This is a genomic window from Actinophytocola sp. NPDC049390 (genome assembly GCF_044466355.1).
In the GTDB taxonomy this organism is placed as follows: domain Bacteria; phylum Actinomycetota; class Actinomycetes; order Mycobacteriales; family Pseudonocardiaceae; genus Actinophytocola.
The window spans coordinates 187,485-203,907 of the sequence record NZ_JBITMQ010000006.1 but is presented as its reverse complement, the minus strand read 5'-3'; the positions used below and the strand labels follow the sequence as shown (position 1 = coordinate 203,907).

Below are 16,423 nucleotides of genomic sequence, written 5' to 3'. Positions count from 1 at the left end.
AGCCGGACTGGGGCGGGTGGGCATGGGACGCGGTCGACGTTGGCGCAGGAAGCGCCAGGACTGGCTCACACGGGACGTGGACAACGCCGAGTTCACGCTGCGGCTGACGCGGTGGCTCGCGGCCCGCTGGTCGCGCCACGACTTCGACGTCGGGTCGGTGCTGCTCGACTACGCGCGCAGGCTGACGGAGGCGGGCCGCCGCGAGGAGGCGCTGACCGCGCTCGACGAGTCGATCCAGATCGGCAACAAGCACATCCAGGACAAGCCGCTGCGCTACGCGCCGAACATGGCGGCCGCGCTGCTGACCAAGGCACACCTGCTGGCCGAGCTGAACCGGGTCGACGAGGCCCTGTCGTCGGTGACGGGGGCCGTGGACATCTTCCGCACGCTGGTCCCGACCGACCCGGAACGCTTCGAGCCGGTGCTGTTCGCGGCTTTGACGTCGCTCGGCTTCTGGCGCCACCAGCGCGGCGACCTCGACGAGGCGCTGCCCGCGTTCCGCGACGCCGCGGCCCTGGCGCGCAAGCTGCCGCGCGACCGGGAGGGCGACCAGGCGATGGCGCTGCACAACTACGGGGCCGTGCTGCACAAGGTGGGCCGGTCCGAGGAGGGTGTGCCGTTCATCGAGCAGGCCGTCGAGATCCGGCGTGAGCTGGTCAAGGAGGACCAGTCGCGGTACGAGCGGGATCTCGTGCTGTCGCTGCGCAACCTGGAGCAGGCGTTGTCGGCGGTGGGCCGGTACGTGGAGGCCATCGAGATCGTCGACGAGCTGTCGGCGCGTTCGTCCTCGGAAAGCGACCAGGGGCCGGTCGCGTAGCTCTGGCGGTTTCGCCGTGGTGTCCTCGCCGGGCTCACGATTCTGGCTTGTTGTGGTTTGGCATGGAGGGGTGGCCTGCCCTCTCGTCGACCCCACCCGATCCCGGGGGGCCACCCGCCTTGCCAGTCTACCAGTTGGGGCCGACATTTCCGGGTTGCCGCGGCGGGCTGTGGACAACTGTTGCGGCTGTGGATAGCTCGCGCCGGACGCGCCGTCCATGGCAGTCGTAATTTTTCTTGTTTGAGTCAAGTTCTTGCATGAGGTCTACCGGCTGTTGCATGCTGCTTTACAGCTCTGGCCACCCTGCTGTCTCAAAGAAGAGAAGACGCCATGACACGTATGCGCCTGCACCGGCTTGTGGCCGGTGCCCTCGTGGTGGGGCTCTCGATCGTCGGGATCTCCTCCTCCACCGGCGGGCCGCCCGCCGGTCCTGTTCCCCAGCCCAGGCCGGTCGCGCTCGCGGACGTGCCGTTGACCAGGGCGGTGTCGGCTAGCAGCGCCCTGCCCGGCTACCCCGTCTCGAACGCGGTCGACGGGAACCAGGCCACCTACTGGGAGTCCGCCAACCACGCGTTCCCGCAGTGGATCCAGGCCGATCTCGGGTCCACCAGGGCACTGACCCGGATCGTGCTGAAGCTGCCCGCCACCTGGGAGTCGCGCACGCAGACGCTCACCGTGCGCGGCAGCGACAACGGGACCTCGTTCACCGACCTCGCCGCCGCGAAGGGCTATCTCTTCTCCCCCAGCGCGAACACCGTCACCATCCCGGTCAGCGGGTCCGCCCGGTACGTGCGGCTCGACATCACCGCGAACACGCAGTGGCCCGCCGCGCAGGTCGGAGAGTTCGAGCTGTACGGGCCGGACAGCGGGGACACGCAGGCACCGACCGCGCCGACCGGCCTCGCGCTCACCGAACCCGGGGCCGGGCAGATCCGGCTGTCCTGGGCCGCGTCGACCGACGACGTCGGGGTCACCGGCTACACCGTCTACCGCGACGGCACCGCCGTCACCACGGTCACCGGCACCACGTTCACCGAGACCCGGCCGACCGGCACGCGGATCGAGTACTTCGTGCGGGCGCGTGACGCGGCCGGCAACCTCTCCGCCGACAGCAACCACGTCGTGCGGGCCGGGCCCATCGCGGGTGCGAACCTCGCGGCGGGCAAGCCGATCGAGGCCTCCTCGACCGTGCACAGCTTCGTCGCCACCAACGCCAACGACAACGACACCGGCACCTACTGGGAGTCGGCGGCGGGCTACCCGAACACGCTGACCGTGAAGCTCGGCGCCAACGCCGATCTCGAACAGGTCGTCGTCAAGCTCAACCCCGACCCGATCTGGGGTGCCCGCACGCAGAACGTCGAGGTTCTCGGCCGTGACCAGGGCGCGGCCGGGTTCACGTCGCTGAAGGCGCGCGCCGACTACCGCTTCGACCCGGCCACCAACCAGAACACGGTGACCATCCCGGTCAGTGGGCGGGCCGCGGACGTGCGGCTGCGGTTCTTCGCCAACAGCGGCGCGCCCGGCGGGCAGGTCGCGGAGTTCCAGGTGATCGGCACCCCGGCGCCGAACCCCGACCTCGTCGTCACCGGCACGTCGTGGACCCCCGAGAACCCGACGGAGACCAGCCAGATCGCGGTCTCGGCGACCGTGCGGAACTCCGGTTCCGCCGCGGCCGCTGCCACGACCGTGAACGTCAGCCTCGGCGGCACCGTCGTCGGCGACGCGGATGTCGGTGCGCTCGCCGCGGGTGCCTCCGCCACCGTGACCGTCACCGCGGGCACCCGGCCGCAGGGCAGCTACGCCGTCGCCGCGACCGTCGACCCGGCCAACACCGTCCTCGAGCAGAACGACACCAACAACACGTTCACCTCGCCGACGCCGCTCGTGATCGCGCAGGCGCCGGGGCCGGACCTGCGGGTCACCGGCATCACGTCGAACCCGCCGAACCCGGCGGTCGGCGCGGCCGTGTCGTTCACCGTCGCGGTGCACAACCGCGGCACGAGCGGTGCGGGCACGTCGGTGACCCGGCTGACCGCCGGGAACACCACGCTCACCACCGACACGGGCGCGATCGCGGCCGGGGCCACGGCCAACGTCGCGATGACCGGCACCTGGACCGCCACCAACGGCGGCGCCACCCTCACCGCGACCGCCGACGCGACCGACGCCGTCGCGGAGACCAACGAGTCCAACAACGGGCTCTCCCGCGCGATCGTGGTGGGCCGCGGCGCGGCCGTCCCGTACGTCGAGTACGAGGCGGAAGCCGCGCAGTACCAGGGCCAGCTGCTCGAAGCCGACCCGCTGCGCACCTTCGGGCACACCAACTTCGGGACCGAGTCGTCCGGTCGCGAGTCGGTGCGGCTGACCAACCAGGGCCAGTACGTGGAGTTCACGTCGACGAACCAGGCGAACTCGATCGTCGTGCGCAACTCGGTGCCCGACGCCGCCGGTGGCGGCGGGCAGGACTTCACGCTGAGCCTGTACGTCAACGGCACGTTCGCGCGGAAGCTGACGCTGTCGTCGACACACAGCTGGCTCTACGGCACCACCGACGACCCCGAGGGCCTGACCAACACGCCGCAGGCCGACGCGCGGCGGCTGTTCGACGAGTCGCACGCACTGCTGTCGCAGTCCTACCCGCCGGGCACCAAGTTCCGGCTGCAGCGCGACAGCGGGGACAACGCGTCGTTCTACGTCATCGACCTGATCGACCTGGAGCAGGTCGCCGACCCGCTGCCCAAACCGGCGAACTGCACGTCCATCACCGCCTACGGCGCCGTGCCGAACGACGGCAACGACGACACGGCCGCCATCCAGCGCGCGGTCACCGACGACCAGAACGGCGTCATCCCCTGCGTGTGGATCCCGGCCGGGCAGTGGCGGCAGGAGCAGAAGATCCTGACCGACGACCCGACCGTGCCCAACGGCGGTGGCCAGTACAACCAGGTCGGCATCTCCAACGTGACCATCCGCGGCGCCGGCATGTGGCACTCGCAGCTGTACACGTTGACCCAGCCGCAGGACGCGGGTGGCATCAACCACCCGCACGAGGGCAACTTCGGGTTCGACATCGACAAGAACACCCAGATCTCCGACCTCGCGATCTTCGGTTCCGGCCGGATCCGCGGCGGTGACGGCGGCGCCGAGGGCGGCGTCGGCCTCAACGGGCGGTTCGGCACGGGCACACGGATCTCGAACGTGTGGATCGAGCACGCCAACGTCGGTGTCTGGGTCGGCCGCGACTACAGCAACAAGCCGGAGCTGTGGGGTCCTGCCGACGGGCTGGAGTTCAGCGGCATGCGGATCCGCGACACCTACGCGGACGGCATCAACTTCACCAACGGCACGCGGAACTCGACGGTGTTCAACTCGTCGTTCCGCACCACCGGCGACGACTCGCTGGCCGTGTGGGCGAACCAGTACGTGAAGGACCCGTCGGTGGACATCGCGCACGACAACGTGTTCACCAACAACACGATCCAGCTGCCGTGGCGGGCCAACGGGATCGCCGTGTACGGCGGCTACGGCAACAAGATCGAGAACAACCTCATCTCCGACACGATGAACTACCCGGGCATCATGCTCGCGACCGACCACGACCCGCTGCCGTTCTCCGGTCAGACGCTGATCGCGAACAACGCGCTGTACCGGTGCGGTGGCGTGTTCTGGGGTGAGCAGCAGAAGTTCGGGGCGATCACGTTCTTCGCGCAGGGCAAGGACATCCCCGGGGTGACCCTGCGGGACACGGAGATCCACGACTCGACCTACGACGGCATCCAGTTCAAGTCGGGTGGCGGCCAGGTCCCGAACGTGGCGATCACGAACGTGAAGATCGACAAGTCCAACAACGGGGCCGGCATCCTCGCGATGGGCGGTGCCCGCGGCAGCGCGACGCTGACGAACGTCACGATCAGCGACTCGGCGACGGGTGACATCGTCGTCGAGCCGGGGTCGCAGTTCGTCATCAACGGCGGCCAGGTCCCGGCGGTGGTGGCGACCAACCGCCGAGGGGCCAGGTAGCGAGCGCGGGGCCGGGCGCGCGGCGCCCGGCCCCGCCACTTTGCCGGGCCCTGGCGTGCCGGGTGGGTCGGCACGGGGATCCACCGCGCACCGTAGGATCCGACCATGGATCTGGACACCTGGTGGGGTGTGATCCTCTGGCCTGGAGACTCGTTCACCTGAAGTGGTCGGCGGCCTCCCGCACTCGTGCGATGTGCTTGTCCCACCAGGCGGCGTCGCCCGTGTCGTCGTGGTCCCTGCCCGCGCGGCCGTCGATCATCTCCCGGACGATGTCGGCATGGCCCGCGTGCTGGGCGGTCTCCGCGACCACGCGCACGAGCAGGTGACCGAGCGTCGTCGTGCGGCGCTCCTCCGGCCACCACGGCACGGTGGCCGGAGCGTCGAGACCGAACCGCTCCAGGCTCTCGTCGGAGTGCTGCCACGCGCGGCGGTACAGCCCGACGATGTAGTCGCGGCTCTCCCCGGGTAACGCCCACATGTCCGCGCTGTCCCAGATCGTCTCGTCGGTCCACGGCAACGGCACCGGCTCGGGACGGCCGACGCAGACGCCGAGGTACCCGAACTCGATGCCGGCGAGGTGTTTGACGAGGCCGAGCAGGTTCGTCGCCGTCGGGGTCATCGGGCGACGGATGTCGTATTCCGACAGACCGTCGAGCGATCGCAGCAAGGATTCACGGCTCTGCCGCAGGTAGTGGTGCAGGTCGGTGGCAATCATGCGCGCAGACTAGGACGGACCACCGACAGAAACGGCTAGCGAGCGGAGCTCGCCAGCTCCGGAACGACGTTCAACACCTGATCGAGTGCCGTCATGACGAGCGGGCGGGTGACCGCGCGGCCGCCGGCGCGGATCAGCAGCGTGGTGCCGAGCTCGGCGCAGCGCTGGTGGTGTCTCAGCAGCACCGCGAGCCCGGCCGAGCCGAGGAACGTGATGCCGGCCAGGTCCAGCACGACCGGCGCGGGCGGGACGACGACCGCCTCCGCCTGGTCGAGCTGCGCCGACAGGCGCGGCGCGGTCAGCATGTCGAGCTCACCGCACGCCTGAACCACCACCGAGTGGTTGTCCACGGTCCGCTGTACCCACAACAACGAGTCGAGATCGGTCACGGCGACCTCCCACTGTCGGCACGGCCCAGGGCAGACGATCGAGCATAGTCGAGGTCTACGGCGGATGCGAGCCTGGTTTGCCGTGGTGGGCTCGATTCCGAAGCGAAACGCGCGAACATCACCCATCCGGACGAAGATCGCCGCGAGCGCACACATGATGTTGGTCCACATGGGACCGTTTCGGCCCGCGCCCGTGCGGATTCAAGTGCACAAGGCCGTCCACGCGCTGGAATCCAACCGGACGGGCCATTGACACCGACTGCCCGGCCGGGTCCCATGGACGGCGTGCCCCAGGTCGCGCTCACGAGGCGACGCCACGTGGACTTCGCCATCGTGGCGGCCCAGGGCTGTGCCGGTTCACCCTGCCAGCCCGTCGCCGACCCCAGTGAGGTGCACCCGTGTCGCTGCCGACCCCGACCATCGTCGTACACCTGAACATCGAGCTGCCGAGGAACCCCGACACGCTCGCCGCGCTCTCCGACCTGCTGCACTCGGTCGCCGAACTGCCCGGCGTCGCGATCACCCAGCACGCCGTGCCGGAACTCCCCTACCCCCGCGTGTCCACATCGGACAGTCAGGACGAGCGCCTGCGGATCGTCCCGCACTCCCGCACGGTGCTGCGGGACGACGTGCCGGTCCCGCTGACCAGGCTCGAGTTCGACCTGCTGCTCTACCTCACGCGACGACCGAGGCGGGTGCTGCCGAGAAGGGTGCTGATGGCCGACGTCTGGGGCATCGACGAGCCGATGAACAGCCGCACCGTCGACGTCCACATCAGACGGCTGCGGGACAAGCTCGGCGCGGACCGGCTGCGGATCACCACCGTGCGCGGGGTCGGCTACCGCTTCGACGGCCCGCGGGACGTGGTCGTCGAGCCGGCACCGGAATGGGCCGTGGTCTGACCTGCCTCGGGGCCGGGCGGTCGCCCGGCCCCGAGCAGTGCTACGCGGGTCAGACGCCCGCGACCGAGCTGATCCAGCTGCGGTACCGGGTGATGTTCGTGTACGCGGTGCGGGTCGAGCGGTCGCTGGTCGACGCGACGCCCACCTGCCTGCCGGACGCGAACATCGGGCCACCGGAGTCGCCGCCCGCGGTGATGCCGTCGATCCGCTGGGCGCAGACGGCGATGCCACCGGTGTAGTCGCGGCAGCTCACCGACGTGACGCGGACGTTGGCGTACTTCAGGTAACGGGACTGGCAGTTGATCTCCGGCTGGTTGGTGCAGGTGGCGCCCCAGCCGTAGACCTGGACCGTCTGTCCGACGCCCACGTCACCGGTCGTACCCAGTGGCGAGTAGGTCGCCGACACGCCGCGGTCCAGCCGCACGATCGCGATGTCCGCCGTCGAGTGGCGGGTGATCGCGACGCCGGTGGCCATGGTGCCGCCGCTGGTCTGGTCGAGGCTGCCGATCCGGAACGTGTACGTGCCGGAACTCGACACGCAGTGCTTGGCGGTGAGGATGTAGGTCGGCGCGATGATCGTCGCGGTGCAGTTCTGCCGCCCGTTGACGAACAGGCGCGCCGCCCACGGGGCGTTGCTCGCGGTGCCCCCGCCGATGATCATCGGGGTGGCGCCACCGCTCGGCTCGGGTGGGGCGGCGACGGCCTGCGGGGCCGCCGTCACGAGCGCGAGTGCCGCGCCCACCACCGCGGTGGCGAACTTCAACAGCTTCATCTGGCTTCTCGATTCTGCGGCCACACGGTCGCGAGCAGGGTGAATCGGGAAACCCCAGCTCACCACCGCTCGAGTGCGCCGACAAGGACGGGAACTTCCCAGAATTACCGGCTGTCCGCGCCGAGCCCGATTCTCCATCACCCCGCGGGGTGACATCCGCAGTACGATCTTCGAGGAGATCTCCTTTACCTGCGAAGGGATCACCACCATGACGAGGCAGCACAAGGACGTGACAACCTCGGTGACCAGCCGGTTCCCGACGAGCAGCCGGTTACCCGCACCCGAGGTCCGACCACTGCCGGAGGCGCCGACCTCCACGTGGCGGATCATCGGCCCGGGCGTCATCGCCGCCGGTGTCGGGCTGGCGTCCGGCGAGTTCATCCTCTTCCCCTACATCGCATCCCAGGTCGGGCTCGTCTTCGTGTGGGCGGCGCTGATCGGCCTGGCCACGCAGTATTTCCTGAACATGGAGATCGAGCGGTACACGCTCGCCACCGGAGAGACCGCGCTGACCGGGTTCAGCCGCTTCTGGCGGCACTGGGGCCTGGTGTTCGCGATCCTCACCGTCCTCGCGAACCTCTGGCCGGGTTGGGCGACCAGCTCGGCGACGCTGGTGACCTACCTGTGGGGCGGCGACGTCACCTGGATCGCCGTCGGCATGCTGGTCGCCATCGGGTTGATCCTCACGCTCGCGCCCGTGGTGTACGTGGCACTCGAACGCGCCGAGATGCTGAAGGTCGCGGCCGTGCTCGTGCTGCTCGTCGTCGGCGCGGTCGTGGCGATCAGCGCGGACGCGTGGGCGGACGTGCCGCAGATCGTGACGAACGCGAGCATCCCGATCGACCCGCTCGGCCTCGCGTTCCTGATGGGCGCGCTCGCGTTCGCCGGTGCCGGGGGCGGCCAGAACCTGGTGCAGAGCAACTGGATCCGCGACAAGGGCTTCGGCATGGGCCGGTACGTGCCGCGGATCAAGAGCCCGGTCACCGGCAAACCGGAGGCCGCGCCGAGCACCGGGTTCATCTTCGAACCGACCGACGAGCACATGTCGCGCTGGCGCGGCTGGTGGCGGTTCGCGAACCGCGAGCAGCTGTACACGTTCGTGCTGATCACGTTCGTCTCGATCCTGTTCACGTCGCTGCTCGCGTACTCGACCGTGTACGGCCGCGCGGACCTGCCGAAGGACATCGGGTTCCTGGCGATCGAGGGGCAGGTGCTCAAGGACACGGTCGGCGCCTGGTTCGGCACGCTGTTCTGGCTGATCGGCGCGCTGGCGCTGTTCGCGGCGGCGCTCGGCATCGTGGACTACACGAGCAGGCTGGTCGCGGACGTGCTCAAGACCGCGTACGTCAAGCAGGCCAAGGAAAGCACGCTGTACTTCGGCGTGGTGTGGGTGCTGGTGCTCGTCGGGTGCGTGATCGTCCTGGCCGGGTTCACGCAGCCGCTGATCCTGCTGGTGATCTCCGCGTGCGTGGGCGGCCTGATGATGTTCATCTACTCGGGTCTGCTGATCCTGCTCAACCGCAAGGTCCTCCCCGGGCCGATCCGCATCGGGAAGGGCCGGATGGCCGTGCTCGGCTGGTCGGTCGCGCTGTTCGGTGTGCTGAGCGTCCTGACCATCATCGAACAGACCGGCAAGCTGCTGGGCGACTGAGTCTGCTCCGGGCGGCTACGGGTGGCGGGCCGCGCGTTCGACCTCGGCCAGGTCGTCCGCCGTCACCAGGCGGTACTCCGCCACCCGTTTGCCGACCGCGAACCTCGGGTTCTGGATACGCCCGTCGCGGGCCTCCGAGTACGGGTCGGCCAGCTCACCGAAGGCGACCTGCGACACCACCCGGATGGCGTCGTCCACACGCTGGGGGCGTTCCAGGTTCCACGCGTGTCCGCGGCGCCAGTCGCGGATCCGTTCGTAGATCCGCCGGTTGGTCGGCGGGAACGGCGAGTCGTCGTCGCCGACCAACCACGGCTCCGCCAGCGCCAGGGCGACGAACCACTCCTTCGAATGGCGGGTCAGCTGTCCCTTGCGCAGGTGGGGCTTCAGCTCCGTGTCGCGGCGCACGGGCGGCGCGGGCGCGGACGCCGGCACCAGCGCGTTCACCGTGAACGTCATCAGCAGATCGGTGAACAGGTCGGCGCCGACCTGCTTGCCCGCCAGCACGACCAGTTCGTTCTTGCCACCGTCGAGCAGCGCCGTCATGTCCCGCACCAGCGTCACGCGGCGAGCGCCACCCGGGGCGTCCAGCAGGCTCGACAGCCTGCCCTCGCCGGAACCGAGCCACCGCAGCCACGCCGCCTCGTTGCCGACCACCAGCTCGGCGAGCGTGCCGGACACGTGCGGCGCGCACCCCGGCAGCCGCACTTCGAGCCTGCCGGGACCCGGGCCGGTCGCGCTGTGGGGGTCGCGGCCGAACAGCAGCCGCTCACCCGCCGTCAGGAGAACCGGGTGCACGTCGTTGCCCCGCACCATGACCTGCAACATCGCCGCAGACTACCGGGCGAGGCGGGGGCGGGTGTTCTCCGTCGTCGACATGGCTCGACGATAGGAAAACCGGCGCGCCGGGTCAGGGGGAACGTTCCGGCGGTCAGCAGCCGAGGTCGTCGAGATCCCGCTCGCCCGCGTCGGCGAGGTTGTCGCACAGCTGCCGCACGACCGTCTCCGGGTCGAGCTGCCACACCCCGACGTCGGTGTCGGTGCCGCCGCTCGCGAGCATCGTGCCGTCCGGTGAGAACACGATCCGGTTGAGCGCCCCGCCGTGCCCGGTCAGGCTCGCGAGCAGCTGGTGGCTGCCGAGGTCCCACAGCCGCACCACCGGGTCCTCGACCGTCGCCGTCGCGGCCGTGCGGCCGTCCGGGGACACCGCGATCTCGCGGACGGTCGACGTGTGCCTGCCGAAGTGGGCCCGCACCTCGCCGGTCACCGGGTCGCGCACCTGCAGTTCGCCCTCGGTGCCCGCGGTGAGCATCGACCGGCCGTCCGGCGTGAACGTCATCACCGCGAGGGAGTTCTCGTCGAGCGGCACCCGCTTCTCCCCGTCGAAGTCCGGTGCCCGCCAGGAGACCATCGTGGACGAGAGCGCACCGTCGGGGTCGCTGCCCGGGATCGCGTTGCCGTCGCTGTTCACCAGCGCGACGAGCCGCTTGCCGTCCGGCGTGAACCTGAGGTCGGCCGGTGACAGCGTGCCGAGGTCCAGCTCCGCGCGTTCCTCGAGGGTCGCGATGTCCCACACGTTGATCCGGTAGTCGCCCGAACCGTCGGCGCGCAGCGGGTTCTCGTGCGCGGCGGCGAAGGTCCTGCCGTCCGGCGACACGGCGAACGCGCCACGGAACTCGCGGCCCGCGAGGCGGACCGTGCGGGGCCGGCTCACCCCGGCGCGGACCGAGGTGACGGTGAACGTGCCGTTCACGGTGCCGGTGATCCGCTCGCCGTGCTCGGTGTAGCGGGCGGCGAACACCGCCGAGTCGAGTCGGGTGCTCGCGAGCTGCCGTCCGGAAGCGGCCTCCCACGAGTCCAGTTCGCCCTCGGCGTCACCGGCGACGAGCGCGTCGCCGTCCGGCGCGAAGTCGAGTGCCGTCACGGCACCGACCGGCTTGACGTACCAGTTCGGGTTGGAGTGCCACCGCAGCACCGTGCCGTCGCTGGTGACGGCGGTCTTCGTGCGGCCGTCGGCGGACACCGCGATCGCGAGCACCGTCTTGCCCGCCGTCGTGCCCGCCCGCGGTCCGGGCGCGAGCGTGCCGGAATAGCTGCCGCTCAACGTGTCCCACGCGGTGAGGGTGGTGCTGTCGCTGTTGGTGTACAGCAGCGCGCCGTCCGAGCTGAACGCGAGCGTGATCGGGCCCTGCCCTGGATCGGTCGCGTGCCGGGTGACGTCCGCGAACTGGCGGACGAGCGCGCCCGTCCGCGCGTTCCACAGGCGCATCGTGTTGTCCATGACGCTGACGCTCGCCAGCATGTCGGCCGAGAACGCCACCTGGACCGGCACGCCCTGGCCGTCGGCGGCCACCGCGGTCTCGCGGTGGTCCTCGTGTCGCGCGACGAGCTTCCCTGTCGCCGTGTCCCACAGGTCGAGGGTGCCGTACAGCCGCCCGACCGCGAGCCGGTCGCCAGTCCTGCCGTACTCCAGGCTCGCCGCGTCACCGCCCTCGGTCGTGAGCCAGCGGATCAGGTTTCCCGTCCTCGGCGCCCACTCGCCGACCCGCGCGACACCGGCCGGGTCCACCGACGCCGCGGCGACGGCCGCGCCGTCCGGCCGCCACGACACCGGCCCGAACGCGTTCAGGTTGTGCCGCAGCCTGCGGATCAGCGTGCCGTCGGGCACGGACCAGATCCGCACCCCGCTCTCCTCGACGTTGTCGGAGTCGAGCGACGACACCGCGAGCATGGAGGCGTCCGGGGAGAACCGGACCGCCCTGATCGTGCCGACACCGGCGATGTCGACGTCGAGCCGCCTGCGTTCCTCGACGTCCCACAGCGCGACCTCGCCCTCGGCGGACCCGACCGCGACGAGGCCGCCGTCGTGGCTGACGTCGATCGCGTACCCGTGCTCGAGCCCGGACGCGAACGCGGACGGGTACGTGAGCCCCGGCGCGGACAACAGGGCGCTGCGTGCCTCCGTCGTGGGGCTGGTGCGCCAGCCCTGGATGGCCTTGCGCATGGCGCCGAGCGGGTCCACGGACGACTGGGCGAGCGACTCCGCCGCGTACTGCCGGGACAGGGCCACGTTCCGCGACTCCTGCGCCTCGCCGCGGGAGATCACCGCGATCACGCCAGCGACCAGCGCGATCGCGAGCAGCGACGCGAGCCCGGCGACGAGGCCGCGCAGCCTGCGGGTGGTGCGCCGCCGGTCCCGGTCGCTCGCGGCCAGGAAGGCGCGCTCGTCCGGCGTGAGGTCGGTGCGGCCCGCCGACCAGTCCAGTGCGGCGGCGAGCCGGGCGCCGCGGTACAGGTCACCGCGGTCCTGCCCACCGGCGCGCCACGCGGCGGCGGCCTCGGCGAGCCGCTGGCGGATCAGCAGCCCCTGCCGGTCCTCCTCCACCCACGCGCGCAGCCGGGGCCACGCGGTCAGCAACGCGTCGTGCGCCAACGCGACCGTGTCCCGGTCGACGGTCACGAGCCGGGCGGCGACCAGGCTCTCCAGCACCCTCGGCGGGACCTCGCCCCGGTGGGCGCGGCGGCGCGCGATCCCGCCGCCGTCCAGCAGCGTGACCATCCGCAGCAGCGCGGCACGCAGCGCCCAGCGCTCCGGTTCCGGCAGCCGGTTGTGGACACCGTCCGCGGTGAGCGCGACGGCCCGGTCGACGCCGCCGGTGCGCTGGTAACCGTTGAGCGTCAACCGGTTCCCGTCGCGGTTGTGCCACGTCTCGCGCAGCGCGTGCGCGAGCCGTGGCAGCGCGCCGGGGTCGCGGCCCGCACCGACATCGGTGATCAGCCGGTCGACGAGACCGGGTTCCAGCTCCAGGCCCGCGGCCTCCGCCGGTTTGGTCACCACCCTGGCCAGTTCGTCGGCGGTCAGCGGGCCGAGCACGTACGGCGCGTCGAGCGAGGGTTTCAACGCGGGCAACGAGATGCAGTGCTCGACGAAGTCCGCGCGCACCGCGATCACGACCCGGGCGGGCCACGCGCTGGCGAGCGCCGTCGCGAACGCGTCCCGCTCGCGCGGGTCCCGGCAGAGGGTGAAGAGTTCCTCCGCCTGGTCGACGGCGACGACCAGCGGTGCGCGCTCGCCCGCCGCCGCCTGGCAGAGCGTGCCGAAGTCCATCGGCCGGGACCACAGCCGCCGCGCGAGCACGCCCGGGTCGGCGTGGGTGAGCGCGGCGAGCCGCGCCGCGAGCGTCCCAACAGGACGGTCGCCGGGTGTCATGGCGAGCGCCCTCTCCCCCGACCTGGTGTGCGCGGCCAGAAGCCCGGCGTTCAGCAGCGACGACTTCCCCGCGCCCGACGCGCCGACCACGATCAGCGGGCCGTCGTCCGCGCGTCTGCGGGACAGGCGGACGAGCAGGTCCCGCACCGACTGTTCCCGGCCGTAGAACCAGTTGCTGTCCCGGACCCCGAAGCTCTGCAGGCCGGGGTACGGGCAGGCGCCGGCATTCCCACCGCGCAGGTCGCGGGTCGGCACGTGGTCCTGCCCGGCGACCGCCGTCATCAGCAACTGCACGAAGTGGCCGCCGGTCAGCGTCGCCTCGGCCGCCGCGGCGGTCGGGGCGTCCGCGGTCACCGCCGCGGCCGCCGCCATCAGCTCGCCCGCGCTGGGATAGCGCCGCCTGGGGTCCTTGTCCATGCCGGTGCGCACGACGAGGTCCATCGCGGCCGGGATGCGGCGGTCGAACAGCGACGGCGCCGGCGGCGGGTCGTTGAGCTGGGCCGACAGCTTGCCGACCGAGTCCGCGGCGGGGAACGGCACGCGACCGGTGAGGCACTGGAACAGCACGCACGCGAGCGAGTACACGTCCGACGCGGCGTCGGCGGAGTCCCCGCGCGTCAACCGTTCCGGCGCCATGTAGTCGAGCGTGCCGATGTAGTCGCCGGTGTTGGTCAGCAACGTGGCGTCGTCGGCGAGTTCGCGCGCGATGCCGAAGTCGGCGAGGTACACCCGGCCGTCTCGGTCGAGAAGGATGTTGCCCGGCTTGACGTCGCGGTGCAGCACACCCGCCGCGTGGGCGGCGTCGAGCGCGGCCGCGACCTGGCCGAGGACCTCCACGGCACGTGCCGGGGGCAGTGGCCCGTCGGCCAGCACGCGTTTCAGGTCGGGTCCCTCGACCAGCGCCATGTCGAGGTAGAGTCGGCCGTCGATCTCGCCGTGCGCGTGGATGCGGATGACGTGCGGTTCGTTCAGCGCGGCGACGAGCTTGGCCTCGCGGCGGAACCGGGCACGGAACTCCTCGCCCGCGGCGGCGGGCAGGCGCTTGAGCGCCACGTGGCGGTCGTGTGCTGTGTCGTAGGCGCGGTGCACCTCACCCATGCCGCCACGGCCGAGTAACTCCTCGATCCGATACCGGCCGAACATCTCGGTCGCCGGACCGCCGCCCATCCCGCCTCCCCCATGCTCACCCCCGTGCCAGGCGATCCTACTGGCACGCGTCGTACATGGCGTTGAACGCGGGGGTGCGTGCGGCTCCGGTCAGTCCGTCCCACAGGTAGTGCTGCACCGCCTTCACGCACGCGGTGAGCGCGGCGTTCTCCGCTTCCAGGTCGTCGTTGTGCGCCTCGGCCGACGACTGCGCCTCCGCCGCGGAACCGGTCCGCGCACGGACGTCGGCGAGTTCCCGCTTCGTGTCCTCGAACCGGGCGGTGGCCGTGTCGCGGTCGCCGTCCGCGGCGACGTACAGCCAGGCGAACAGCGCGGCCAGGGCGAACGCGACCGCGCAGGCGATCACGAGTACGAGCCCGGCGCGCGGCTTCGGCGGGGTGGTTCGGTATGGCGCGAACGGTGGTGGCGGCGGGTACGCCATCGGTCGCGGGAACGGTTCGGGCGGGTAGGACATGGGGGTCGTGAGATCGTTCATCGCCTGTTCACCTCGTGCAGTGCAACAGCATCTGGTCGACCGCGGCGGCCAGGGCCGGGTCGTCGCCCGTCCGACCGGCCCGCAGCGCGTCCCCGGTCGGTTCGGCGCACGCGCGGAGGGCGTCGCCCGCGTCGACGAGGTCCCGCTCCTCGTCCGCCAGCTTGTCCATATTGGACCGCACGGTCGAGAGCCGGTCGCGGGCACCGGCCAGTTCCCGCTCCGTGACGGCGACCTGGCCGTCGACCTCGGCGGTCGCCGACCGCTCGATGAGGTAGAGGGTGACGAAGACGCCCGTCGCCGCGACCAGCACCCCGAGCACGATCGCCAACACCACCGTCGTCTTCCGCGTCCCGTTCATGGCGGCTCCCCTGCAGTCGCGATGTCCGGCACCAGTCTGGTGCGCTCACCGCGCGTGGGGCAGCGGAAGGTTCCGCATGGCGCGGGCCGGGCGGCGCCCGGCCCGCGCTCGCTCTCAGACCAGACGGACCTGGAAGACCGCGACCCGGGCGTCGTGGCCGTCCACCCGCATGTCCACGGTCTTGGTGTCGATGAACTGCTCCTGGACGGTGCCGTTGCCCGCCAGCCAGTTGATGCGGTCGATCCCGGTGCCGAAGCACCGGCGCTCCGCGTCCAGGCTGGTTGCCTTGTAGTAGTTGGGGTTGTTGGTGTCCGCGGTCCAGAAGACCAGGCGCCCGACGTTGTGGTGGGCGAGCACACGACTGGCGTGGATGCTCTTGTGCTTGTTCCACTCGTCGCGCAGGTCGGTGCGCTGGTCGCCGTTGTAGGCGTTCGCGATGTAGTGCGAGTTGATCAGCGCGAACTGGAGCGCGGGGTAGCTCTTGTGCCGCACCACGACCTCGTTGATCCAGCGCGGCGGCGTCACGCCGCTGATGCCGCCGTGCACGAACGTGGTCCGCGAACTCGCCACCTGCCACGGCTGCGGGATCGAGATCGGGATCCGGAAGGAGGTGTCGTGACGCAGGAACGCGTTGTTGTAGAGCGGGCCGAAGTAGTGGTCGATCATCGCGGGCTCACCGGTGTCGCCCTCGTTGATCTCCTGCCAGCCGACCAGTGGCCGCACCAGGGGGTCACAGTTGCGGACGGCGTCGATCGCGGCCTCGCGCGCCCCCAGGTTGTCGCGGCCGATGTTGGCGGTGACGATCGGCAGCCGGAACCATCCCGTCGCCGCGCTTGCCGTGCCGGCACCCGCGGCCATCGCACCGAGCGCGGCACCACCACCGAGGGCGAGCGCCTTACGTCTGCTGAGCATTCCGGACACTGAGGGGTCCCTTCTCGCGAAGTCAG

12 protein-coding genes are annotated in these 16,423 nt (G+C 71.0%); 4 read left to right on the top strand and 8 right to left on the bottom strand.

Annotation, left to right across the window (positions count from 1 at the left end; all coding sequences use genetic code 11):
• The first annotated feature begins 22 nt into the window (after window positions 1–22).
• Together ACIBVP_RS19485 and ACIBVP_RS19480 are read left to right on the top strand one after the other, a co-directional pair.
• On the top strand, window positions 23–817 hold the full coding sequence (locus ACIBVP_RS19485) for a tetratricopeptide repeat protein (protein WP_396107556.1): 795 nt from the start codon (window positions 23–25) through the stop codon (window positions 815–817).
• Between the two features lie 330 nt (window positions 818–1,147).
• Complete coding sequence (locus tag ACIBVP_RS19480) at window positions 1,148–4,840, top strand: CARDB domain-containing protein (RefSeq protein ID WP_396107555.1); 3,693 nt, start codon at window positions 1,148–1,150, stop codon at window positions 4,838–4,840.
• 154 nt (window positions 4,841–4,994) lie between these two features.
• On the opposite strand, the gene ACIBVP_RS19475 is transcribed toward ACIBVP_RS19480, so the two are convergent.
• Both ACIBVP_RS19475 and ACIBVP_RS19470 read right to left on the bottom strand, forming a co-directional pair.
• Window positions 4,995–5,555, bottom strand: coding sequence for a DinB family protein (locus ACIBVP_RS19475; RefSeq protein WP_396107554.1), 561 nt, complete (start codon window positions 5,553–5,555; stop codon window positions 4,995–4,997).
• A 35-nt stretch (window positions 5,556–5,590) separates the two neighbouring features.
• On the bottom strand, window positions 5,591–5,944 hold the full coding sequence (locus tag ACIBVP_RS19470; protein WP_396107553.1) for an STAS domain-containing protein: 354 nt from the start codon (window positions 5,942–5,944) through the stop codon (window positions 5,591–5,593).
• Window positions 5,945–6,342: 398 nt separating this feature from the next.
• On the opposite strand from ACIBVP_RS19470, the gene ACIBVP_RS19465 reads away from it, so the two are divergent.
• Complete coding sequence (locus ACIBVP_RS19465; RefSeq protein ID WP_396107552.1) at window positions 6,343–6,846, top strand: winged helix-turn-helix domain-containing protein; 504 nt, start codon at window positions 6,343–6,345, stop codon at window positions 6,844–6,846.
• Window positions 6,847–6,895: 49 nt separating this feature from the next.
• On the opposite strand, the gene ACIBVP_RS19460 is transcribed toward ACIBVP_RS19465, so the two are convergent.
• Window positions 6,896–7,618, bottom strand: a complete 723-nt coding sequence (locus ACIBVP_RS19460; RefSeq protein WP_396107551.1) for a S1 family peptidase — start codon at window positions 7,616–7,618, stop codon at window positions 6,896–6,898.
• 208 nt (window positions 7,619–7,826) lie between these two features.
• Here ACIBVP_RS19460 and ACIBVP_RS19455 point away from each other — a divergent pair, with 208 nt between their 5' ends.
• Entirely contained in the window at window positions 7,827–9,269 is a 1,443-nt protein-coding gene (locus tag ACIBVP_RS19455; RefSeq protein ID WP_396107550.1) for an Nramp family divalent metal transporter, read from the top strand.
• Between the two features lie 15 nt (window positions 9,270–9,284).
• On the opposite strand, the gene ACIBVP_RS19450 is transcribed toward ACIBVP_RS19455, so the two are convergent.
• The 5 genes from ACIBVP_RS19450 to ACIBVP_RS19430 form a co-directional block, all read right to left on the bottom strand.
• Entirely contained in the window at window positions 9,285–10,094 is an 810-nt protein-coding gene (locus tag ACIBVP_RS19450; RefSeq protein WP_396107549.1) for a hypothetical protein, read from the bottom strand.
• Between the two features lie 103 nt (window positions 10,095–10,197).
• Entirely contained in the window at window positions 10,198–14,643 is a 4,446-nt protein-coding gene (locus ACIBVP_RS19445; RefSeq protein WP_396107548.1) for a protein kinase, read from the bottom strand.
• Between the two features lie 37 nt (window positions 14,644–14,680).
• Window positions 14,681–15,118: a hypothetical protein gene (locus tag ACIBVP_RS19440; protein ID WP_396107547.1), complete on the bottom strand. Its 438-nt coding sequence runs from the start codon at window positions 15,116–15,118 to the stop codon at window positions 14,681–14,683.
• Window positions 15,119–15,125: 7 nt separating this feature from the next.
• The gene (locus tag ACIBVP_RS19435; RefSeq protein ID WP_396107546.1) at window positions 15,126–15,476 is read right to left on the bottom strand and encodes a hypothetical protein; all 351 of its coding nucleotides are present in this window, start codon (window positions 15,474–15,476) and stop codon (window positions 15,126–15,128) included.
• Window positions 15,477–15,590: 114 nt separating this feature from the next.
• The gene (locus ACIBVP_RS19430; protein WP_396107545.1) at window positions 15,591–16,388 is read right to left on the bottom strand and encodes a hypothetical protein; all 798 of its coding nucleotides are present in this window, start codon (window positions 16,386–16,388) and stop codon (window positions 15,591–15,593) included.
• Window positions 16,389–16,423 lie beyond the last annotated feature (35 nt).

What these genes read in the sequence shown, in the direction of transcription:
- ACIBVP_RS19455 (WP_396107550.1), top strand. Translation starts at nt 7,827, where the DNA reads ATGACGAGGCAGCACAAGGACGTGACAACCTCGGTGACCAGCCGGTTC.
- ACIBVP_RS19440 (WP_396107547.1), bottom strand. Translation starts at nt 15,118, where the DNA reads ATGAACGATCTCACGACCCCCATGTCCTACCCGCCCGAACCGTTCCCG.
- ACIBVP_RS19480 (WP_396107555.1), top strand. Translation starts at nt 1,148, where the DNA reads ATGACACGTATGCGCCTGCACCGGCTTGTGGCCGGTGCCCTCGTGGTG.
- ACIBVP_RS19485 (WP_396107556.1), top strand. Translation starts at nt 23, where the DNA reads ATGGGACGCGGTCGACGTTGGCGCAGGAAGCGCCAGGACTGGCTCACA.
- ACIBVP_RS19430 (WP_396107545.1), bottom strand. Translation starts at nt 16,388, where the DNA reads ATGCTCAGCAGACGTAAGGCGCTCGCCCTCGGTGGTGGTGCCGCGCTC.
- ACIBVP_RS19445 (WP_396107548.1), bottom strand. Translation starts at nt 14,643, where the DNA reads ATGGGCGGCGGTCCGGCGACCGAGATGTTCGGCCGGTATCGGATCGAG.
- ACIBVP_RS19450 (WP_396107549.1), bottom strand. Translation starts at nt 10,094, where the DNA reads ATGTTGCAGGTCATGGTGCGGGGCAACGACGTGCACCCGGTTCTCCTG.
- ACIBVP_RS19475 (WP_396107554.1), bottom strand. Translation starts at nt 5,555, where the DNA reads ATGATTGCCACCGACCTGCACCACTACCTGCGGCAGAGCCGTGAATCC.
- ACIBVP_RS19435 (WP_396107546.1), bottom strand. Translation starts at nt 15,476, where the DNA reads ATGAACGGGACGCGGAAGACGACGGTGGTGTTGGCGATCGTGCTCGGG.
- ACIBVP_RS19460 (WP_396107551.1), bottom strand. Translation starts at nt 7,618, where the DNA reads ATGAAGCTGTTGAAGTTCGCCACCGCGGTGGTGGGCGCGGCACTCGCG.